At 66.0% G+C, this 21,531-nt stretch carries 20 protein-coding genes and 1 pseudogene; 8 read left to right on the top strand and 13 right to left on the bottom strand.

The annotated features are described in order from the left end of the window. The first annotated feature begins 7 nt into the window (after positions 1-7). Positions 8-1,273: an acyl-CoA desaturase gene (locus ACFPN5_RS14950; RefSeq protein ID WP_379784548.1), complete on the top strand. Its 1,266-nt coding sequence runs from the start codon at positions 8-10 to the stop codon at positions 1,271-1,273. Positions 1,274-1,339: 66 nt separating this feature from the next. Here the strand turns inward: ACFPN5_RS14950 and infA are convergent, their stop codons facing one another. Both infA and ACFPN5_RS14940 read right to left on the bottom strand, forming a co-directional pair. Continuing rightward, entirely contained in the window at positions 1,340-1,609 is a 270-nt protein-coding gene (gene infA / locus ACFPN5_RS14945) for a translation initiation factor IF-1 (RefSeq protein WP_379784547.1), read from the bottom strand. A gap of 664 nt (positions 1,610-2,273) precedes the next feature. After that, a pseudogene (locus ACFPN5_RS14940) lies at positions 2,274-2,841 on the bottom strand (NUDIX domain-containing protein); the annotation flags it as partial. A gap of 75 nt (positions 2,842-2,916) precedes the next feature. Between ACFPN5_RS14940 and ACFPN5_RS14935 the strand changes: the two are divergent. Further along, positions 2,917-3,672 (top strand): DeoR/GlpR family DNA-binding transcription regulator, encoded by a 756-nt coding sequence (locus tag ACFPN5_RS14935; RefSeq protein ID WP_379784546.1) that lies wholly within the window; start codon positions 2,917-2,919, stop codon positions 3,670-3,672. 24 nt (positions 3,673-3,696) lie between these two features. Here the strand turns inward: ACFPN5_RS14935 and ACFPN5_RS14930 are convergent, their stop codons facing one another. The 6 genes from ACFPN5_RS14930 to ACFPN5_RS14905 form a co-directional block, all read right to left on the bottom strand. Then, positions 3,697-4,242: a DNA-deoxyinosine glycosylase gene (locus ACFPN5_RS14930; protein WP_379784545.1), complete on the bottom strand. Its 546-nt coding sequence runs from the start codon at positions 4,240-4,242 to the stop codon at positions 3,697-3,699. 93 nt (positions 4,243-4,335) lie between these two features. Then, positions 4,336-5,814, bottom strand: coding sequence for an efflux transporter outer membrane subunit (locus tag ACFPN5_RS14925; protein WP_379784544.1), 1,479 nt, complete (start codon positions 5,812-5,814; stop codon positions 4,336-4,338). Then, positions 5,811-8,993 (bottom strand): efflux RND transporter permease subunit, encoded by a 3,183-nt coding sequence (locus ACFPN5_RS14920; RefSeq protein WP_379784543.1) that lies wholly within the window; start codon positions 8,991-8,993, stop codon positions 5,811-5,813. The genes ACFPN5_RS14925 and ACFPN5_RS14920 overlap by 4 nt, the downstream gene beginning before the upstream one ends. Before the next feature lie 4 nt (positions 8,994-8,997). Continuing rightward, complete coding sequence (locus ACFPN5_RS14915) at positions 8,998-10,176, bottom strand: efflux RND transporter periplasmic adaptor subunit (protein ID WP_379784542.1); 1,179 nt, start codon at positions 10,174-10,176, stop codon at positions 8,998-9,000. 158 nt (positions 10,177-10,334) lie between these two features. Continuing rightward, on the bottom strand, positions 10,335-11,192 hold the full coding sequence (locus tag ACFPN5_RS14910) for an alpha/beta hydrolase (RefSeq protein WP_379784541.1): 858 nt from the start codon (positions 11,190-11,192) through the stop codon (positions 10,335-10,337). Beyond that, a complete protein-coding gene (locus tag ACFPN5_RS14905) occupies positions 11,189-11,395 on the bottom strand; it encodes a hypothetical protein (RefSeq protein WP_379784540.1) in 207 nt (68 codons plus the stop codon). The genes ACFPN5_RS14910 and ACFPN5_RS14905 overlap by 4 nt, the downstream gene beginning before the upstream one ends. Positions 11,396-11,555: 160 nt before the next feature. Between ACFPN5_RS14905 and ACFPN5_RS14900 the strand changes: the two genes are divergently transcribed. The 6 genes from ACFPN5_RS14900 to ACFPN5_RS14875 all read left to right on the top strand — a co-directional run bounded on the left by ACFPN5_RS14900 (position 11,556) and on the right by ACFPN5_RS14875 (position 15,699). Beyond that, a complete protein-coding gene (locus tag ACFPN5_RS14900; protein WP_379784539.1) occupies positions 11,556-12,506 on the top strand; it encodes a LysR family transcriptional regulator in 951 nt (316 codons plus the stop codon). 58 nt (positions 12,507-12,564) lie between these two features. Next, entirely contained in the window at positions 12,565-13,029 is a 465-nt protein-coding gene (locus ACFPN5_RS14895; RefSeq protein ID WP_379784538.1) for an Mpo1 family 2-hydroxy fatty acid dioxygenase, read from the top strand. Between the two features lie 91 nt (positions 13,030-13,120). Beyond that, positions 13,121-13,567, top strand: coding sequence for an outer membrane lipoprotein (locus ACFPN5_RS14890; RefSeq protein ID WP_379784536.1), 447 nt, complete (start codon positions 13,121-13,123; stop codon positions 13,565-13,567). Positions 13,568-13,669: 102 nt separating this feature from the next. Next, positions 13,670-14,617, top strand: a complete 948-nt coding sequence (locus ACFPN5_RS14885) for a DMT family transporter (protein WP_379784535.1) — start codon at positions 13,670-13,672, stop codon at positions 14,615-14,617. Then, positions 14,614-15,111: a GNAT family N-acetyltransferase gene (locus tag ACFPN5_RS14880; RefSeq protein ID WP_379784534.1), complete on the top strand. Its 498-nt coding sequence runs from the start codon at positions 14,614-14,616 to the stop codon at positions 15,109-15,111. The genes ACFPN5_RS14885 and ACFPN5_RS14880 overlap by 4 nt, the downstream gene beginning before the upstream one ends. 408 nt (positions 15,112-15,519) lie before the next feature. Further along, complete coding sequence (locus tag ACFPN5_RS14875; protein WP_379784533.1) at positions 15,520-15,699, top strand: hypothetical protein; 180 nt, start codon at positions 15,520-15,522, stop codon at positions 15,697-15,699. Positions 15,700-15,723: 24 nt separating this feature from the next. Here ACFPN5_RS14875 and ACFPN5_RS14870 read toward each other — a convergent pair whose 3' ends face one another. The 5 genes from ACFPN5_RS14870 to hutG all read right to left on the bottom strand — a co-directional run bounded on the left by ACFPN5_RS14870 (position 15,724) and on the right by hutG (position 21,522). Then, on the bottom strand, positions 15,724-17,334 hold the full coding sequence (locus ACFPN5_RS14870) for a sensor domain-containing diguanylate cyclase (RefSeq protein ID WP_379784532.1): 1,611 nt from the start codon (positions 17,332-17,334) through the stop codon (positions 15,724-15,726). Positions 17,335-17,536: 202 nt separating this feature from the next. Then, complete coding sequence (gene hutI, locus ACFPN5_RS14865) at positions 17,537-18,781, bottom strand: imidazolonepropionase (RefSeq protein WP_379784531.1); 1,245 nt, start codon at positions 18,779-18,781, stop codon at positions 17,537-17,539. Next, on the bottom strand, positions 18,774-19,373 hold the full coding sequence (locus tag ACFPN5_RS14860) for a HutD/Ves family protein (RefSeq protein WP_379784530.1): 600 nt from the start codon (positions 19,371-19,373) through the stop codon (positions 18,774-18,776). The genes hutI and ACFPN5_RS14860 overlap by 8 nt, the downstream gene beginning before the upstream one ends. Then, a complete protein-coding gene (locus tag ACFPN5_RS14855) occupies positions 19,370-20,737 on the bottom strand; it encodes a formimidoylglutamate deiminase (protein WP_379784528.1) in 1,368 nt (455 codons plus the stop codon). The genes ACFPN5_RS14860 and ACFPN5_RS14855 overlap by 4 nt, the downstream gene beginning before the upstream one ends. Continuing rightward, complete coding sequence (hutG, locus tag ACFPN5_RS14850) at positions 20,734-21,522, bottom strand: N-formylglutamate deformylase (protein WP_379784527.1); 789 nt, start codon at positions 21,520-21,522, stop codon at positions 20,734-20,736. Before hutG ends, ACFPN5_RS14855 begins: the two co-directional genes overlap by 4 nt. Positions 21,523-21,531 lie beyond the last annotated feature (9 nt).

Raw genomic sequence — 21,531 nt, 5'->3', positions numbered from 1 at the left:
AGACGACATGCCACAACCACCCAGCGACTACCGATCGATTACCGCCCCGGACGAGGATCCGGGCGATGTGAATGCGGGCCGGGTGGCCTGGTCGCCGCTGAAGTCCTTGTGGCTCGGGTCGATGGCTGGCGTGGCGCTCGTCGGCGGCGCCCTCACCTTCAGCTGGAGTGCGCTGGCGCTGTTTGCGTCGGTCACCGGCATGGTGCTGCTGCTGGGCCACTCGCTCGGCAGCCATCGCAAGCTGATCCACAACAGTTTCGACTGTCCGAAGTGGCTGGAATACTTGCTGGTGTATCTCGGGGTCCAAGTCGGCCTGTCGGGTCCGATCGGGCTGCTGCGCCAGCACGACCTGCGCGACTACGCGCAGCGCCAGGAGGACTGCCATCCCTACCTGCGCCATGGGCGCACGCTGCTCGCCGACGGCTGGTGGCAACTGTTTTGCGAGCTCAGGCTCGATCGCCCGCCGCGCATCGAACTGTCGGCCGCGATTGCCCAGGACCGCTTCTACCGCTTCCTGGAGCGGACCTGGATGCTGCAGCAGCTGCCGCCCGCCGTGCTCTTGTACCTGCTGGGCGGCTGGGCCTTCGTGGTCTGGGGTGTCTGTGCGCGCATCACGGCCGGCGTGGCCGGACATTGGCTGATCGGGTATTTTGCGCACAACCACGGCGGCATGCACCATGCAGTCGATGGCGCAGCCGTCCAGGGACGCAATATCGGCTGGACCTCGCTGCTGACGATGGGGGAATCCTGGCACAACAACCATCATGCCTTCCCGTCCTCGGCGCGGCTCGGCCTGTATCCGGGCGAATGGGATCCCGGCTGGTGGGTGCTGGTCTGCCTGCGCCGAGCCGGACTGGTGACGCGAATCACGCAGGCGCGCGATCTCCCGCCACGGCCCGAGCTCAGGGCGCTCGACGTGCGCATCGCGAACGATGGTGGATCGGGATTGCCTGCCGCCGGATGGATGGCGACCTTGCGGGCCGGCTGGACGATCCTGCTCGGCAGGCCGTCGCTGGCCCTGCATGCGCCCGGCATCAACCTGGCGCCGGCGAAGCTGGCGCGCCTGTGCGGATCACGGGTGGAATGTGGGGGAACGGGGCAAGCGCGGCTGCAACTGGTCGTTGACACGACGGTCGTGCGCGGCTTGCCCGCGGTAGTACTGGGAATTGCTGCGCGCGGCCCCATGACCGGGGCCGCCGCATTGCTGTTGCTGCCCGCGGCGGCGGCGCTGGAAAGTGTCCGCGCAGCGCTGGAGGCAGCCGAGCCGGCTTAGTGCAGCCGGCTTAGTGCAGCCGGCTTGGTGCAGCCGACTTAGTGCAGACTGCTTAGTGCAAGCCGATTAACGGCGGCGCTGGAAGCCGCCGGCGCGTGGCGCCGGGGTGCCGCGCTGTTCGATGTGACGGAAGACGATACGGCCCTTGTTCAGGTCGTAAGGCGACAGTTCGAGCGTCACCTTGTCGCCCATCAAGATGCGGATGTGGTTTTTCTTCATCCGGCCCGAGGTATAGGCGATCAGCTTGTGGCCGTTTTCGAGGTCGACGCGGAAACGCAGTTCCGGCAGCACTTCGGTGACGAGGCCATTCATTTCGATGAGTTCTTCTTTTGCCATGTTGTTATTCCTTTGAGAGGTTTGTACTGCGAGCTGGCGCAAGATAACGGCGCCGCGACGATGCTGCTGGATGCCAGTGCTTGAGGCGACTGGATCGGAGTAAAAGTGGATGGGCCGCTTCGGGCGGATAGTTGACGGCGGCGGCTTCGATCCGGGACTGCAGCCGGACGCCGACCTGCGCGGGAGAGAAAAAAAAGCCCGCTTGCTGCGGGCTTCGTTTCAATGTATTGCCAATGCTTGTATCGCTGCTCCAGCCGATGCTATCTGCAAGGTGCGGAGCCCTGGACGCCCACGCTATCTGCGTAGTGCCTCCATCGGTGTAAGTCGACCAACGTATCTCGAATCACAATCCCGCTTTGCTGGTCGCGGCGACATTACACATATCGCACTGCGGGCTGTTGCGGGATGCCGCGGAGATCACCAGGACCTCTTCGACTGAACACAGTGTAACACGGTTGGCGAAAGCGCGTACGGTTGGGTCAGCATTTGCTGTCCGGCGCGCGGCGGCGGCACGAATCCGTTGCGTAGCTGCTCAGTCCGATGCCTTGGCAACCTCGTAGGGAACGGCGGCCAGGTCGCGATAGATGAGCAGGCCGCGTTCCTCGGCCGCCGCGAGCATCCGGTCGGCGACCAGGATCATCATGCTGCGCGGCTTGAGCACATGCAGGTGCAGGTGCAGGTATTGCAGCAGCATGACGGTCTTGCCGTCCATGATTTCGCCGCGCGCCACCATGGCGAGCGCCTCGTCGGCGTCGAGCTCGAGCACCTCGATGTCTTCGCCCTCCGCCTCCAGGCCGCCGCCCGCGCCCACCTGCGAGCCGGCATCATATTCGCCCACAAAAAAATGCAGCCGCTCGGTCACCGAGCCGGGACTCATGAACACATCGAACACCTTGCGCAGGTGCTGGACGCGGCGCCCGGTTTCTTCTTCCAGCTCGGCGCGGATGCGCTGTTCCGGGCTGGCGTCGTCAAGCAGGCCGGCGGCGGCCTCGATCAGGAAGCCATCATGTCCGTTGACGTAGGCCGGGAAGCGGAACTGGCGCGTCAGCAGTACCGTGCGGCGCTGCAGGTTGTACAGGAGGGCGGTGGCGCCATTGCCGCGGTCATAGGTTTCCCGCGTCAGCGTCTGCCAGCGGCCGTCGTGCCGTCGGTAATCGAAGGTTGTTTTTTTTCAGCACGTGCCAGTCGTCCGCGAGCAGTTGCTCGGCGCGGATTCGGACATAATCCTGCATGCTAATCTCCGTTTTGTTTGTGTTTTACGCTACTAACGTGCAAAATCGTGCAACATCAAGATAAATCATGCAGCCATGTTGACATCCGAACGTAAACTCATCCTCCTCGACCTGCTCAAGCAGGAAGGCAAGATCGTCGCCAAAACCGCTGCCGGCCTGCTGGAGGTCTCCGAAGACACGATCCGGCGCGACCTGCGCGACCTGGCCGGCGAAGGCCTGCTGCAGCGCGTGCACGGCGGGGCGCTGCCCGCCTCCCCTGCGATGGCCGACTTCGCCGCGCGCCAGCACATCGCCGTGGACGACAAGAGCGCGATCGGCCGCGCCGCCGCGCAGCTGATCCAGCCGGGGCAAGTCGTTTTCATCGATGGCGGTACCACGTCAAGCCACCTGGTGCGGCACTTGCCACCGCACCTGCGCGCGACCGTGATCACCCACAGCCCGTCGGTCGCCGTCGACCTGGTTGCGCACCCGGGCATCGAGGTCATCATGCTGGGCGGACGCCTGTTCAAGCATTCCGTGGTGGGCGTGGGTTCGGCGACGGTAGAGGCGATCCGCCAGGTGCGGGCCGACGTCTACTTCATGGGCGTGTGCAGCGTGCACCCCGAGGCGGGGCTGTCGACGGGCGACTTCGAAGAGGCCGGCGTCAAGCGGGCGCTGAGCGCGGTCGCTGCCGAAACGATCGTGCTGGCCTCGCCCGAAAAGCTGGCAACGGCCTCGCCCTACCAGGTCATTCCACTGGATGAACTATCGGGGCTGGTGACCATGGCCAGCGTGCCGGCGGAGTTACTCGCGCCATATCGCGCACGCGGCATTCCGATTCACCTGGCGTAAGCGCCACTGCCCGGCATCCGTCTGTCAGAGCAGGGAGCCTTGCGCGGGGGATGGGCGGTCGGGCCCGGCATCGACCAGCTGCCGCCACACCTGCAGCTTCTGCTCGAAGGTCATCGCCATGTGCGCGGGTGAACTCGAGGGCAGCACCACCGTCCGGTAGCCGGCATCGGCAAACAAGGGGGCAAACTTGCCCGAGGCCTGGCCGTTGAAGCCGACCGTCTCCAGTTGCGGGCACAGGGTGTGCAGGCGGTCGAAATCGTTGGCCGCCGGTTTGCGGATGGCCGAGTCGAGGCTGCCTTCGCGTTCGCAGGCGCCCAGCACGTCCCACAAGCCGATGCGGTGCGCCAGCAGGCGCTCCAGGCGCGCGGCATACGGCAGCGCCACCAGGTCTTCGCCGGCCAGCCTTGAGACCAGGGGCCAGAACTGGTTGCGCGGATGGGCGTAGTACTGGGCAGCGGCGAGCGACTGGGCGCCGGGAAAACTGCCGAGGATGAGGATGCGGGTATCCGGCCGCAGCACTGGGGCCAGACCGCTCAATGTCTTGTCGTTCGAGGGTGCGGAGGAGGTCATGCGGCCATTCTAGCCGTCCCCAGCCATCGCAGTGCACACAAAAAAACGGCGGACCGCCAGGACGGGCCGCCGCAAAGGGCACACAGGAATCGTTTAGCGCCGCGCCTGGCCATCCGGTGGCGCCGGCGCATCCCAGCCGCCGCCGAGCGCGCGGATCAGCGCCACCGTGGTCAGGGCGCGGCTGCCGCGCAGCTGGACCGCGCTGCGTTCGGCCGCGGCCAGGTTGCGCTGGGCGTCGAGCAGGTCGAGGTAGCTCGAGCGGCCCGCGTCATGCAGCCTGCGCGCGAGTTCCGCCGAGCGGCGCGCCGCGCGCACCGCTTCGTCCAGCTGCGCGCCCTGCTCGTCCAGGATGCGCAGCCCGGCCAGGTTATCCTCGACTTCGGCAAAGGCGCCCAGCACGCTCTGGCGCCAGGCGCCGACGGCTTCTTCCAGCCCGGCTTCGCTGCGCGCGACGTTCGCCGCGTTGCGCCCGCCGTCGATCACGGGCAGGGACAGCAGCGCGCCCAGCACCCACGAACCGCTGCTCCACTTGAAGGCCTCGGCCATCGCGCCGCCGACGCCGCCGCCCGCAGCGCTGATGTCGAGTGCCGGGAACATCGCCGCGCGCGCCACGCCGATGCGGGCATTCGCCGCCTCCATGGTGCGCTGGGCGATGGCGATGTCGGGACGGCGCTCGAGCAGCGTCGAGGGCAGCCCGGCCGGGATGACGGGCAGCGCGACGGTATCAGGCAGCGGGTTCACGGGCGCCGTGAAATGCGCCGCCGGTCGCCCCAGCAGGACCGCCAGCGCATGCTCGGCCGTCGTGCGCTGGCGCTGCAGGCCGACCGCTTCGGCGCGGGTCGTCGCCAGCTCGCCCCTGGCCCGCGTCAGGTCGAATTCGCCGATGTCGCCCAGATCGAAGCGGCGCTGGTTGATCGCCACGTTTTCTTCGCGCAGGCGCACTGCCCGTTCGAGCGTCTCGAGTTCGGCGTCGAGCGCGCGCAGCCGGAACCAGGTCTGGGCCACGTCCGCCTGCAGCGACAGCAGCACCGAGCGGTAACTTGCCTCGAGCGCGCCAGCGTCCTGGCGCGCCGCCTCGACGTTGGCGGCCACGCGGCCGAACAGGTCGACTTCATAGCTCGCACTCAGGCTGGCCGTGTAGGTGTTGCGCGGCGCGACGCTACTACCCTGCGAAAGCCCCGCCTCCAGCGCCGATGGCCGCCCACGCTGGGCGCCGACACCGAGGCCCACTTGCGGCACGCGATCGGCCTGCGCGATACCGGTAATTGCCCGCGCCTGTTTGACGCGGGCCGCGGCCACCGCCAGGCTGGCATTCTTGCGCGTTGCTTCGCCGACGAGCTCATTCAAAGCCGGGTCCTGGAACGCCAGCCACCATTCGCCACGGGCCTGCGTTTCGGCCGAACGGGCCGGCCGCCAAAGGCTGCCGTCGGCGGCCAGGCGCACCCCATTGGGCGTTTCCTTGAACGCGACCGGCACCTCGACCTGCGGCTGGCGGAAGGCTGGCGCCGCGCAGGCGCTCAAGAGCAGTGCGGCCATGAGCGGCGCGACGCCCCTTGCAATCATCATTTTCATTGCGGAACTCCTTCGTGGTGCACGGCCAGCGCTGGTCGCGCCGCCGGTTTTTCGAACCGTTTTGCGAACGAGCGCAGTAATACATAGAACAGCGGCGTGAGGAACAGGCCGAAGAAGGTCACGCCCAGCATGCCGCCGAACACGGCGACACCCATCGCTTGGCGCATCTCGGCGCCGGCGCCGCTGGAAAACACCAGCGGCAGCACACCCATGATGAAAGCGATCGAGGTCATCAGGATCGGACGCAGGCGCAGGCGGCTCGCTTCGAGCGCGGCCTCGACCACGCTGCGGCCATGGTGTTCCAGCTCGCGAGCGAATTCGACGATCAGGATTGCGTTCTTCGAGGCCAGTCCCACGAGCACGAACAGCGCGATCTGGGTGAACACGTTGTTGTCGCCGCCGGTGAGTTTTACGCCGGCCAGCGCGCACAGGATCGACATCGGCACGATCAGGATCACGGCCAGCGGCAGCGTCCAGCTTTCGTACTGGGCCGCCAGCACCAGGAACACCAGCAACACGCACAGCGGGAAGACGTAGATCATCGTGTTCCCCGACAGGATGTCCTGGTAGGTAAGGTCGGTCCATTCATAGGCGATTCCCTTGGGCAGCGTCTCCTTCGCGATCTGCTCCATGATGGCCTGGGCCTGGCCCGAGGACACGCCCGCCGCCGGGCCGCCGTTCATGTCGGCCGAAACGTAGCCGTTGTAGCGCTGCACGCGGTCCGGACCATAAGTGTCCTTCACTTGCATCAGCGACGACAGCGGGATCATTTCGCCCGTGCTGCTCCTGACCTTCAGCTGGGCGATCTGCTCCGGCTGCGAGCGGAAGGGAGCGTCCGCCTGCACCCGTACCTGGTAGGTGCGGCCGAACTTGTTGAAGTCGTTCACGTAGAGCGAACCAAGGTTCACCTGCAGGGTCTGGTAAATGCTCTGCAGCGGCACGCCGAGCTGCTTGGCTTTCACCCGGTCGACGTCCGCATACAGCTGCGGCACGTTGATCTGGAAGCTCGAGAACACGCCTTGCAGGCGCGGTTCGGCCCAGGCTTTCGCCTGCATCGCCTGGGTTGCCTTGTACAAGGCGTCGTAGCCCAGGTTGCCGCGGTCTTCCAGCATCATCTTGAAGCCGCCGGTCGTGCCCAGGCCGTTCACCGGCGGGGGCGACAGCACCATGACGAAGGCGTCTTCGACGGCGCCCATGCGCTTGTTGATTTCGGCGGCGATGGCTTCCGCCGTCTGGTCCCTGCCGCGCCGTTCGCTGAAGGGCTTCAGGCCCGTGAACACGATGCCGGCATTCGGCGCGTTGGTAAAGCCGTTGATCGACAGGCCCGGGAAGGCAATCGACGACTCGACGCCGGGAATTTCCTGGGCGATGGCCGACATTTTGCGTATCACGGCGTCGGTGCGGTCGAGCGAGGCCGCATCCGGCAGCTGGGCAAAGCCGATCAGGTAAGCCTTGTCCTGCTGCGGCACGAAGCCGGGCGGCACCGCCTTGAACATGAACACCGCGCCGACGGCGAGCAGCGCATACACGGCCAGCGACAGGGTCTTGCGGCGCAACACAGTCTGCACCCCGCCCTCGTAACGGTGCGAAGCGCGCCCGAAGAAGCGGTTGAAGCCGGCGAAGAAGCGCCCGAACAGCCGGTCGATGATGCGCGTCAGGCGGTCCTTCGGCGCGTCGTGGGCTTTCAGGAGCGCGGCCGACAATGCCGGGGCCAGCGTCAGCGAGGCAAAGGCCGAAATCACCGTGGAAATGGCGATGGTCAACGCGAACTGGCGGTAGAACTGCCCGGTCAGGCCGGAGACAAAGGCGATCGGCACGAACACGGCGCACAGCACCAGGGCGATGGCGATGATCGGGCCGGACACTTCCTTCATGGCCTGGATCGTCGCGTCATGCGGCGACAGGCCGTTGGTGATGTTGCGCTCGACGTTCTCGACGACGACGATGGCATCGTCGACCACGATGCCGATCGCCAGCACCAGGCCGAACAGCGACAGCGTGTTGATCGAGAAGCCGAACATCAGCATCACTGCAAAGGTGCCGACCACCGATACCGGCACCGCCAGCAGCGGGATCAGCGAAGCGCGCCAGCTTTGCAGGAACACGATCACCACCAGCGCGACCAGCACGATGGCCTCGAACAGGGTGGCGATGACGGAGTCGATCGACTCGCGCACGAATTGGGTCGGGTCGTACACAATGCTGTATTCGACGCCTTCCGGAAACTCTTTCGACAGCTCGGCCATCGTGGCGCGCACGTCAGTCGACAGCTGCAACGCATTCGCATTCGGCGCCTCGAAGATCGGGATCGCGACCGCCGACTTGTTGTTCAGGAGCGAACGCAGCGCGTACGAGTTCGAACCCATTTCCAGGCGCGCCACGTCTTTCAGCAAGGTGGTTGCGCCATCGTCGCCGGTCTTGACGATGATCGCGCCGAACTCCTCGACCGTCTCGAGGCGGCCCTGGGTATTCACGGTAAGCTGGAAATCGGCGCCTTTGGTCGGCCCCTGGCCGATGACGCCGGCCGCGACCTGGACATTCTGCTCGCGGATGGCGTCGACCACGTCGCCTGCCGTCAGGCCGCGCGCGGCGACCTTCTGCGGGTCGAGCCAGACGCGCATCGCATAGTCGCCCGAGCCGAACAGCTGCACCTCGCCCATGCCATCGATGCGGGCCAGGCGGTCCTTGACGTTCAGGGTCGCGTAATTGCGCAGGTACAGGTCGTCATAGCGCCCGTCCGGTGACTTCAGGTGCACCACCATGGTCAGGTTGGGCGAGCTTTTGACGGTGGTGACGCCGATCTGGCGCACCTCCTCGGGCAGGCGCGGCAGCGCGCGCTGGACGCGGTTCTGCACCTGCGACTCGGCCTGCTCGATATCGGTGCCGATGGCAAACGTCAGCGTCAGCATCAGGGCGCCGTCCGAGGTATTTTGCGAGGACATATACAGCATGTTCTCGACCCCGTTGATCTGCTCTTCCAGGGGCGCGGCCACGGTTTCGGCGATCACCTTGGGGTTGGCGCCGGGGTACTGCGCGCGCACCACCACCGAAGGTGGCACCACGTCAGGGTACTCGGACACCGGCAGCCGGAAGATCGAGATCAGGCCGGCGACAAAAATCAGCACCGACAGCACTACCGCGAAGATCGGCTTGTCGACAAAGAAGCGGGAAAAATTCATCGCATCACTCCTTGGCCTGGGGTGCTGCTGCCAGCGCCAGCGCCGCATCCATCGGCACCAAGCGCGGCGCCAGCGGCTCGCCCGGACGCACGCGCTGCAGGCCATTGACGACGATTTTCTCGCCCCCCTTCAGTCCCGTGCGCACCACACGCAGGCCGTCGATGACCGGGCCCAGCGTGACTTGCCGGTATTCGGCCTTGTTGGTGGCATCGACCACGACCACGAACTTGCGGCTCTGGTCCGTGCTCACGGCGCGGTCGCTGATCAGGACCGCCTTGCGGCTGTCGGCCGCGCCCAGCTGGACACGTGCGAACAGGCCCGGCACCAGCGTACGGTCGCCGTTCTCGAACAGGGCGCGCATGCGCACGCTGCCGGTGCGGGCGTCGAGCTGGTTGTCGACGAATTCGAGGCGTCCTTCATGCGGGAAGCCCTGTTCGTTGGCCAGGCCGACGCGAACCGTGACCGGCGTGCCCTGCTGGGCGCGGGCGCCCACCCGCAGGTAGGTTTCCTCGTCGCCGTCGAAGCTGGCATAGATGCGTTTCATGGACACGACCGAGGTCAGCACGGCAGTCGGGTCGACCAGGTTGCCGAGCGTAATCTCGGCTTTCGAGACGCGGCCATCGATCGGCGACACCACACGGGTATCGGCCAGGTTCAGGCGCGCCGATTCGACTTGCGCCTGGGCGGCGCTGGCATTGGCCTCGAGTTCCTTCTGCGCCGCCAGCGCCTCGTCGAACTCGCGTTTCGCGATCGCCTTGTCGGCCAGCAGGCTCTCGGCGCGCGCCAGTTCGCGCCGCGCCAGTTCCAGCTTGGCGCGCGCCGAGGCTGCAGCGGCGGACGCGCGGTTTGCCTCGGCCTGGTAAGGACGCGGGTCGACCACGAACAGGACATCTCCCTTTTTCACTTCGCTGCCCGGCTTGAAGTTGACGGCTGTAATGAAACCGCTGACACGCGAGCGGATCTCGACCCGTTCGACCGCTTCCAGCCGTCCGGAAAACTCCTGGGTTTCGGCGACCGGCTGTTCCAGTACCAGGGCCGCCGAGACCGGCGGCGCTGGCGGCGCCGCGGCCGCGGCTTTGCTGTTGGCCTCGCCGCAGCCGGCCAGCGTCGCGGCGAGCAGGCCGGCTGTCGCCAGTGCTGCAAACAGCGGACGGAAAGCCTTCAATGTATGTTGGTTTTTCATGATTACCCCTTTTTTTCTTGTGAGAATGTTAATAAGTAGGCGACACCCGTCCCGCCCGCGCGCATCGTGGAAAAGCGCGGGAAAAAGAGGGCTCGCCGCGCCTTTTGTTAGGCGCGTGTCCTGTCAGTCAATGATGGGAAAAACGGAAAGGTGCTGACTTAGCCGGGCGGGGCCTCCTGCCCGCCGAGACTTGCGATGAAGGCCGCGATTTCGACCAGCGCGGGCGCTTCGCAAGCGCATTCGTTGCGGTCGCCGGACTGCTGCGGCGTCGGCAGCAGGCGGCGCACGGTGGCCGCCACGCCGAAGCTGGCCAGCTTGGCGCCGTAGGCTTCGGCCTCGTCGCGCAAGGGGTCGTCCTCGGCCGAGAGGATCAGGGCCGGCGGCAGATTCTTCAGCCGGCTCGACTGCAGGGGCGAGGCGTAGGGGTGGGTACGGTCGGCGGCGTTCGGCAGGTAGCCACGGTAGGCGGCGGCGCAGCCGTCGGCCAGCTTTTCCTTGTCGGGACAGAGCGGCATTTCCCGCATCGAGCAGCTCGACAGGCCCGGGTCGAGCATCGGCATCAGGAGAATTTGCCCGTCCAGTTTTGGCGCGCCACGGTCGCGCGACATCAGCGCGCAGACTGCCGCCAGGTTGGCGCCGGCCTCGATGCCGGCCACCAGCATGCGCTTGCCGTTCCAGCCGAGTTTGGTCTTGTTTTTCTTCGCCCACAGCAGCACCGCGTGGGCATCCTCGACCGCGGCCGGGAACGGGCGCACGGTGGCGAGCGTGTAGTTCGAGGCCAGGATCACCTGCGAGCCGCTGGCGTCGGCCAGGTGGCGCAGGAAGCCATCGGCATCGTCCAGGTCGCCCTCGACGAAGCCGCCGCCGTGGAAGAACACGATCAAGGTGTCGCGTTTCGACGGGACCCCCGCCGCGTACAGGCGCGCTCTCAAAGGCCCCTGCTCGCCGGCGACTTCGAGTTCGCGCACGCGCACGGCATCGGCTGCCAGGGTCCGGCTGTCCTGTGGCGCGTTCATCGGGTCACCTCCGGAGCGGCGGCCAGGGTGGTCGGCGCCGCGTCGGCGCCGATGGCCTGCGCGAGCACTGTCGACAGCGCATGCACGCCGCGCGCCTCGGCGCCGGCAGCCTGGCCGTAGGCGCCGCTGGCAATGACGCCGGCTATCGCCAGTGTGCCGAGCGCCAGTGCAATCGTTGCTACAAACGTGTCCCGGTAGTTCATGATGCTGCTCCTGCCGCCGTGTGGCGAAGTTTTATGTGTCAGTACGAGCACTATAGACATGGTCTACAATCTGATAAAGAGGACAATTTCGAAATCATTGTTCGGAATTGGCGAACAATAGGCCATAAAATCCCGAAGTATCCGCTCGGGCGAGGAAACCATGAACAAATTTCAGGCGATGGAAGTGTTCGTGCAGGTGGTCGATACCGGCAGTTTTACGCGCACGGCGGAGCTGCTGAATTTACCGAAGGCGAGCGTGTCGACCCTGGTCCAGGCCCTGGAAGCCTCGCTGTCGGCCAAGCTGCTGCACCGGACCACGCGCCAGGTCACCGTTACCTCGGATGGCGCGGCCTATTACGAACGCTGCGTGCGCATCCTGTCGGACGTGCGCGAGGCGGAGGAATCGCTGTCGCGCATGCGCGTCAATCCCAGCGGCCGGCTGCGGGTGGGCACGCCCACCGGCCTGTCGAGCGAAATCCTGGTGCCGGCCCTGCCCGCTTTCTTCGAGCGTTACCCCGACATCACGCTCGAACTCGACAGCACCGACCGCCCTGTCGACCTAGTCGAGGAAGGCGTCGACTGCGCGATACGTGGCGGTCCCCTGTTCGACACCAGCCTGATCGCGCGGCGCGTGGGCATCATCCATTTCGTCACGGCCGCGGCACCCTCCTACCTGGCGCGCTTCGGCGTGCCGCAGCATCCGGACGACCTGGCGCGTCACCGCTGCGTCAACTATTTCTCGGCCAAGACCGGCAAGGTCCACGACTGGGACTTCAACCGCGACGGCGAGCGGATCGAGGTGCCGATGCCGGGCGTGATCGCCCTGAACGACTCGAACGCCTATGTGCAGGCGGGCCTGGCGGGACTGGGGATCATCCAGATGACCGACTACCTGTTGACGAAACACGTCGAGGCGGGACGGATGGTGCCGGTGCTGCCGGACTGGGTCAGCGATCCGCTGCCGGTGCATATCGTCTACCCGCAAAACCGCCACATGTCGGCCAAGGTGCGCGTGTTCGTGGAATGGGTGTCTGAACTGTTCGCCAACCATCCGCAAATGCGCCTGGGCGCGCGGCCGGCCTTTGCCGGCCAGGTGGCCGAGGCGGCCTGACGGCGCTGCCGGCGGTGTAGAATCCCTGGCATAAGTTTGAACATCGCCGGAGACATCCATGGACCAGACCGCACGGCCGCGCAATTCACCCAACCAGCGCAACATCCATACCCTGCTCGCCCAGTACAGCGAAAGCCACCGCAACCCGACCAACGAGCGCTTCCACTTCGTGTGCGTCCCGCTGATCGTGTTTTCGCTGCTCGGCATCCTGTGGTCACTCCATCCGGTCGCGGCACTCGCCGCCGTCGGCTGGGCCATGTGGTATTACTTCCAGCTCTCGAGGCCCTTCGCCTACGGCATGCTGGCGATGTCCGCCCTCATGCTGGCGATCCTGGCGATCATGCCGCCGATGACGGTGCTGCCGTTGTCGATCGCCGTGTTCGTGGTGGCCTGGATCGGCCAGTTCATCGGGCACAAGATCGAGGGCAAGAAGCCCTCCTTCCTGGAAGACCTGCGCTTCCTGCTGATCGGCCCGCTCTTCGTGCTGGGCTTCCTGTACCGGCGCATGCATCTAGCTTACTGAGTCACCTATTAAAACTGCACGCGGACACGTGCGGCGGCGGCTTGAGAGTAGTAAGCTTGGTGGAAGCGCATTGCGCTTCGCGGAGGTCGCCATGAAAACCACCCTCACCCTCATCTGTGCAGCCCTGCTCGCCGGCTGCGCCACCACGGCGCCGTCGGGCAGCGTCTACCGCGCCTACGACACCCAGAACGAGCAGGTCGTGCGCACCGGCACGGTCGAGTCGGTACGCAACGTCGTCATCGTCAATCCGGAGTCGGGCGTCGGCACGATGGGCGGCGCGGCGCTCGGCGGCCTGGCCGGCTCGTACGCCGGCAGCGGCCGTGGCTCGGCCGCGACCAGCATCGTCGGCGCCATCGCGGGCGGCCTGCTGGGCCAGCGCATGGAGGCGAGCGCCAACCACCGTCCCGGTTTCGAGATCACCGTCAAGCTCGACAGCGGTGAACTGCGCGCCATCACGCAGGCGGCGGACGAGATGTTCCGCCCTGGCGAGCGCGTGCGCCTGGTGAGCAATGGTTACCAGACGCGCGTGACGCACTAGGGGGCGCGTAGGTGTTTCGGCCCGGTCGGCTGAGGCCGGGCTGGCTGGCTGTGCCGCAATTTATGGATAACAGGCAAGGCGGAAAGCACGTATACTTCCGCGATGCCTACTTCCGTCCTGTTTATCATCGCCTCGCTGATCTGGGGCTCGACCTTCTGGGCCATCACCTTGCAGCTGGGCGAAGTGCCCCCCTCGGTATCGGTTGTTTACCGCTTTGCGCTGGCCTCCGCCACCCTGTTCGCCATCTGCATCGGTCGCGGCCACAAGCTGCAACTACCCTGGCGCACCCAGAAATGGCTGATGCTGCAGGGGGTGGCCACCTTCGGGCTGTCGTATATCTGCACCTACCAGGCGGAAGAAGTCGTGGTCTCCGGCCTCGTCGCGGTGCTGTTCGCGCTGATGGTGTTCTGGACGCCCCTGCTCGGCCACATCTTCCACGGCACACCGATCGCGCCGCGCACCTGGAGCGCCGGCGCGGCCGCCATCTGCGGCGTCGCCCTGCTGTTCTATCATTCCATCGAGACTGCCTGGCGCGACATGCAGCTTGGGGGCAGCGGCCAATTCCTGCTGGGCGTGGTGCTGGCGCTGGTCGCCACGATTGCCAGCTCGGCCGGCAGCATTGTCGTCGGCAAGATCCGCGCAGAATCGAGCAATGTGATGCTGACCACCGCCTGGTCGATGCTCTGGGGTACGCTCCTGGTCGGGCTGTATGTCGTCCTGACCGGCCAGCGCTTCGTGGCGCCGCCCACCCTCACCTACACGCTCGGCCTGATCTACCTGTCCCTGTTCGGCTCGGTCATCGCCTTCCTTGCCTACTTCACGCTGATCAACCGCATCGGGCCGCAGAAAGCCGTGTATATCGGCGTCATCACGCCGGTGCTGTCGGTGCTGCTGTCGATCCAGCTCGAAAACTACCGCCCCGGCCCCGTCGAATTCCTGGGCATGTTCCTGTGCCTGGCCAGCGTGGCCTGGGCCCTGCGCGCACCCGCAGCCAAACCGGTGCAACCCCAAACCCTGAACAACGCGAACAACGCAATCGAAACCCCATGACCGCTGTCACCCATTTTTCCATCCGCCCTGCCGAACCTGCCGACGTCACCCACATCCACTCGATGATCGTCGAGCTGGCCGTGTTCGAAAAACTCGAGCACATGGTCGTCGCCACCGAAGAGCTGCTGCACGAGGGCCTGTTCGGTAACCGTCCAGCCTGCGAAGCCATCGTCGGCGAGGAAAACGGCGAGGTCGTCGCGTTCGCCCTGTTCTTCCATAATTTCTCGACCTTCCTCACCAAGAAGGGCCTCTACCTCGAAGACCTGTATGTGCGTCAATCGCACCGCGGCAAGGGCTATGGCACCCAACTGCTGTCGAGGCTGGCGCAAATCGCGGTGGAGCGCAATTGCGGCCGCTTCGAGTGGTCGGTGCTGGACTGGAACGAACCGGCCATCGGCTTCTACCAGACGATGGGCGCCGAGATCATGCCGGAATGGCGCATCTGCCGCGTCACCGGCGAATCGCTGGACCACCTGGCGCGCCGCGCCGCCTAAGAGCACGAAACAACACCCCATGGCAGCGTTGCACTCGCCTCGCCGTACTAACGTACTGTCTTCGACGAGTGCGCCTTGCCCTGGAGATGTTCTTTCGCGCTCTAATCACAATCCTCGCGACAAGAAAAAACCCACGGGACCGTAAGGTGCCGTGGGCGAACCCATTTTTTTAGAATGGGGAGGGGAGACTGGAAATCGAGTTCACTATAGCTGCGTGACCTCGTTTGAAGTGGTTGTTCTTACAATTGCTTACCTCTCTTACGGATCGTCTGATACCTATAATTACCGAGCTGAAGATCGGCAACTTGAGGTTTCTCAAATGTTGAAACCGGCTGTCGCACGATTGAGTTATCACAAGTGCAATGGATGGGTCGCAACGAGAATGTGCTCTTCGCATAAGGAGGCACCATGACATTCATCCTGAAACCGATTGCCAGGCGACTCTACAAGGCGTGGCTTCGCTCGCGCCTCGACAACTACACACGCAGCCTGCACGCCATCGCGGCCCAGCGCGAGAACGATTTCCATGCCGAGAGGATGCTGCATCGGGCGGTGACGGCGACGCGGTCCAAGCTGCAGTCGTTGTGAAGGGGCCAGCCGCTCCCAGTGTAGTCAAGCATGCATTTCCTGGTCCTGTAACGCTTCCTGCTGGGTCTTGCCCGCCACTACCGAACCCGGGCGGAACCTGAACCGGTTCCGGCCCTCGCCCTTGGCTTCATACAATGCAGCGTCGGCGGCGGCAATCAGGTCCGCAGGTCCTGCACCCACTGAACCCGCGTCTATTGTGGCGCCGCCAATGCTGACCGAGACAGTTCCTTCGCTGCTGTAGGCATGTGCGATATGCAGGGAAGTCACGGCCCTCCTGATCCGCTCCGCGACCATGGCGGCGCCGTCCGGGCTAGTCGCGGGCAACAGCACGACAAACTCTTCTCCGCCATAGCGAGCCGGCAGGTCCGCCGGCCGCGTGACCTGGGTGGCGATCGCGCTGGCAATCCGGCGCAGGCAGGCATCCCCTGCCAGGTGGCCATAGGTGTCGTTGAATCTCTTGAAATGGTCAACGTCAAGGATCAACAGCGAAACAGGGCTGCCTTCACGCCGTGCCCGCGCCAGTTCGCGCTGCACCGCGGCGTCGAAGGCGCGGCGGTTCGCAAGCTGGGTCAGACCATCTGTCAGCGCAAGCGAGGACAGCTCGGCGTTGGCCTGCGCCAGCCCGCTGCTGACGAGGTGGAGCTGCTGTTCGAGGCGCTCGCGGATCGCGAGCTGCTGCAGCAGCTTCGTTCCGAGCCACAGCAGGATGGCGATGAAGAATGCTAATCCGCCCGCCAGCTGGAGCGCTGAACTCCACCACGGCGCATAGATCTCTTCAGCAGACAATGCGGCAGCAACGATCAGGGGAAAGCCGTCGAGGTGCCGGTAACTGTAGAGACGCCGGACCCCATCAACCTTGGCCGTGAACATCGCCGTCCCGACCCGGCCCGTCCTGCGATACAGCTGCATAAAGGGGCCGGATGAGATGTCCAGGCCGATGATGCCCTCCACGAAAGGCCGTCGGTAGTACAAGGTGCCGGTATCGAGGGCGAATAGAATCGTACCCCTGTCGCCAACGTCCAATTTGCTGTAGGCGCTTTCGAAAAAGTCGACCCGCATGGTGACGAGGGCAACGCCCGCGAAACTGCCGTCTGCATGCTCGAGCCTGCGCGAGATCGGCACGATCCAGACCCCGCTGGATCGGCTGCGGATCGGTGCTCCGATATGCATCGAGCGGCCAGTGTTGTGTTGGTGGTACTTGAAGTAATCGCGGTCCGAGTTGTTTCCCTGCTGCACCCGGCCGAGCGAGGTTGCGGTCCACTCGCCACGCGCGTTGTAAATGAACAGCCCGTGGAGTTCGCTCGCCTTCCTGGCGATATGCTCGAGGTGCGTGCGCAAACGTTCTCCACTTGCAGCCGCCAGACCCTCGCGCTCGGCGCGCTCGACCATGTCCAGCAGCACGATGTCCGCGACCTTCATCGTGGTCTCCGTATGAAGCGCAAGGACACGGGCCATGTTGGTGGTCGAAACCTCGGCCTCGCGCAGCACCTCGCGCCGTGACGTCCAGATCTCCCAGCCCGTCAGCATGCAGACCAGCAAGCACGAGAGCACGAGCAAGGCCGCGACCAGGCGTGCAGCGGGCCGCTTCCTGTCGCTCAGGGATTGCAGCTGGCCTTGGATCGATAAGGGTGCCATTGGACGTCGAATTCGGGGGATTTGGTGACAATTCTCAAATGCATCATAGTTGCCGCAAGAGAACAAGTCTAGCAAATCCTTAAATCCGGCAATTCGGCACGCTGCTTCAAGCGCGGCTGTTGCATCGGCCCCACGGCGAGCGCCAGCTTTCTCCTGGCAGAGTGATCGAGCGGTCATCTGGCGCTTCGCAAGCGCCGAAGCCTTAAAACCCCGCCGGCAACCCTACATCGCGCTCACGCATTACGCCGCCGTTGACGACGGCCTGGCACGGATTGAAGCCGATCGCATACGCCAGTTCGGCCGGCCGCGCGATGTCCCACAAGGCGAAATCGGCGCGCTTGCCGACCTCCAGGGTGCCGACCTGGTCCTGCAGGCCGAGCGCGCGCGCGGCGTGCACGGTGGCGCCCTGCACTGCCTCGCGCGGCGTCAGGCGCCACAGGGTGCAGGCCATGTTCATTGCCAGGAGCAGCGATGTCAGCGGCGAGGTGCCCGGATTGCAGTCGGTTGCGACCGCCATCGGCACGCCGGCGGCGCGCAGCGCCTCGATCGGCGGCGCCTGGGTCTCGCGCAGGAAATAGTAGGCACCCGGCAGCAGCACAGCCACGGTGCCGGCGCTGGCCATGGCGGCGACGCCGGCCGCGTCCAGGTGCTCGAGATGGTCGGCTGACAGCCCGCGGTAGCGCGCCACCAGTTCGGCGCCGCGCTGCCCGGACAGCTGTTCGGCATGCAGCTTCACCGGCAGGTTGAGGCGCTGGGCGGCGGCGAACACGCGCTCGGTCTGGTCGTAGGAAAAGCCGATCTGTTCGCAGAAGGCGTCGACCGCGTCGACCAGTTTTTCCTTGACCAGCAGCGGCAGCATGCGCTCGGCCACTTCAGCGATGTAATCATCGGGGCGGCCCGTGAATTCCGGCGGCAGCGCGTGGGCGCCGAGGAAGGTGGTGCGCACCCGTACCGGCAGCAGTTCGCCGATGCGGCGCGCGGCGCGCAGCAGGTTCGCCTCGCCCTGCAGGTTCAGGCCGTAGCCGGACTTGATCTCCAGGGTGGTCACGCCCTCGGCCAGCAGTTGCGAGACGCGCGGCGCGCTTTCGCGCAGCAGGTCTTCCACGGTCGCCGCGCGGGTGGCGCGCACGGTCGACATGATGCCGCCGCCGGCCCGTGCGATCTCTTCGTAGCTGGCGCCTTCCAGGCGCGCTTCCCACTCGTCGCTGCGGTTGCCGGCGTGGACGATGTGGGTATGGCAGTCGATCAGGCCGGGCGTGAGCCAGGCGCCGTCGCAGTCGTGGATGACGGCCGCGCGCGGCGCTTCGCGGCGCGCCCCGACCCAGGCGATGCGGCCGTGGTGCACGGCGATCGCGCCGTCCTTCACTTCGCCGTAGCCATCGACCATCGTAGCCAGGTTCACGTTCGCAAACACCGCGTCAACACGCGGGCCGTGGCGTTCACTCATCTTCTTCTTCCTCGCTGTAGTAGAAAATGTCGACAATGAAGATCAGCGCCTGGGTGGTCTCGAGCGACCACACCGTGCCCGGATCGAACATCACGGCGTCGTAGCGCACCATGTTGATGCGTTCCGATTCGCTGGCGATTTCCAGGGTCTCGCCCTCGGCCAGGAACATCACCGTCAGGTCGGCGCGCGCGACGAAACGCGACTTCCCGTTCAGGCGGCGCCGCCCGAACTGATGATAGCAGCGGTCGCTGCGGGTCATGACATTGAAATCAGTGGTCGGGCCGCGATTCAGTTTGGCCACCACCTCCGAGTCGCCGTCGAAGGCCAGCACCGGCCCGCTTTCGCAGATGATGACGCGCTCGCTGCCGTCGATGTCGAGCGTCATGCCATGGCCGTCCACCAGGGCAAGGGTGCGGTCCACGCCCGGAAAACGCGAGAACGGGCCATCCTCGGAAATCGTGGCCAGGCTGACGCGCCAGTCGAAGTCGTCAAAGCCGGCCTCGGGCGGACCAACCGCGATCGTGGTGGTGCTGCCGCCGCCGTTCTTCCACGGCAGTGCCGACAGCCCGGCAAACGGAATCAGGATGTTCATGTTTGTGCCTCGCGCAACTGGTTGATGGCTTCCCGGTAGCGGCGCGCGATCGCTTCCTGCGCCATGTGGCGTCCGCCCTGCACTACCCAGCGCCCGCCGGCCAGCACGTCGCGCACCAGGTTGTCGTTGCCGCAGAAGACCAGCCGGCCCAGCACGTCGGCATCGAGCACGCCTTCCAGGTTCGGATGGGCGCTGTCGAGCACCAGCAGGTCGGCCCGCCGCCCGGCCTCCAGGGCCCCGACCGGCCGCCCGGACGCCTGCGCGCCACCGGATAGCGCATCCTGCCACAGGTTCAGCCCAACGTCGCGCCGCGCTGGGGTAGCGGCGACATTCCGGCTGCCGCGCACCAGGCGCTGCCCGTATTCCAGCCAGCGCAGCTCCTCGACCGGGCTCTGCGAGACATGGCTGTCGCTGCCGATGCCCCAGCGCCCGCCTGCGGCAAGGTAGGCCGGCAGCGGAAACAGCCCGTCGCCCAGGTTGGCCTCGGTCGTCGGGCACAGGCCGGCCACGGCGCCGCTCCTGGCCAGCTGCAGGGTTTCCTTCTCGTTCAGGTGGGTCGCGTGCACCAGGCACCAGCGCGCATCGACGTCGATGTGCTCGAACAGGTACTCGACCGGGCGCAGGCCTGAAAATTCCATGCTCTGCCTGACCTCGCCCGGCTGCTCGGCAATATGGATGTGCAGCGGCCGCCCGCCAGGCAGCGCGGCCGCCAGCTCGCGGATCTGTTCGCTGTCCGCCGCGCGCAGCGAATGGGGGGCCGCACCGACCTCGAGCTGCCCGCCACGCAGTGGTTCCAGTGCCTCGACGACGCGCAGCACCTCGTCGACATCGGTGCGAAAACGCGCCTGTTCCGGTTTCAGAGGCTGCTCGCCGAAGCCGCTGTGGCTGTACAGCACCGGCAGCAGGGTCAGCCCCATGCCCGACTGCTGGCCGGCGGCGGCAATCCGTTCGGCCATCTCGGCCGGGCGGGCGTAAAAGGCGCCTGCCGGGTCGCGCTGGATGTAGTGGAACTCGCACAGCGCCGTGTATCCGTGGCGCAGGCATTCGGAAAACAGCTGGGCGGCGATGGCCTCGATCTGCTCGGGCGTGATGCGCGCGGCAAAGCGGTACATCAGGTCGCGCCAGGTCCAGAAGCTGTCCGGCCCCTCGCCCGCCTTTTCCGTCAGCCCGCCCAGCGCGCGCTGGAAGGCGTGCGAATGCAGGTTGGCCATGCCTGGGATCACATACTCGGCGCGGGCGACGCCGATCGGCGGGCGCGCACCGGGTTCCACCCGGGTCAGGTTGCCGCGTCCATCCCATTCGATGAGGACGTCGCCCTGCCAGCCCTCCGGCAATAACGCGTGCCGCGCGAACAGGGCATTCATGCGCGCACCCAGTCGAGCGCGGCCTGCATCAGGTCGGCCAGCAAGGGCTGCACCTCGCCCGCCACTTCCGGCCGGTAGGCGAACGGCGGCGCTTCATCCATGTACAGGCACTGGCACATCTCGAGCTGGATCGCGTGCACGCCTTCGAGCGGCTGGCCATAGAAGCGCGTGATGTGGCCGCCCTTGAAGCGGCCGTTGACGGCGATCGAAAAGCGGTCCTGGGCGCGCGCCACGCCGACCACGGCCTGCTCCAGGCCCGGGTCGCAGGACTTGCCTTCGGCCGTGCCGAAGTTCAGGTCCGGCAGGCGGCCCTCGAAAAAGCGCGGCACCCGGGACGCGATCGAGTGCGCATCCCACAGCACCACGCGGCCGTGCAGCGCCAGCAACCTGGCCAGCTCGGCCCGCAGCTGGTCGTGGTAGGGCTGCCAGTAACGCGCCAGGCGCCGCGCTACTTCCGCCTGGTCCGGCACCCGGCCCTCCTGGTACAGGCTCTCGCGCCCGAAGCTGTCGACCGGGCACAGGCCGGTCGTGTCCATGCCCGGATACAGGTTCGTGTTCTCCGGCGGGCGGTTCAGGTCGATGACATAGCGCGACCAGCGCGCTGCCAGGGTCGAGATCCCCAGCTCCTGTGCGCACCCGTACAGTTCGGCCAGGTGCCAGTCGGTGTCCGCCGTGGCGAGCGCGCAGGGCGTCATGTGGGCTGCGACCTCGTCGGGAATGTCGGTGCCCACGTGCGGCATTGACAGCAGCATCGGGGTCTCACCTGCCTTGAACCGGAAATCCATTACCACTCC

It is taken from the genome of Massilia niabensis (genome assembly GCF_042655085.1).
In the GTDB taxonomy this organism is placed as follows: domain Bacteria; phylum Pseudomonadota; class Gammaproteobacteria; order Burkholderiales; family Burkholderiaceae_D; genus Telluria; species Telluria niabensis.
This window is presented reverse-complemented; position numbering and strand designations above follow the sequence as displayed.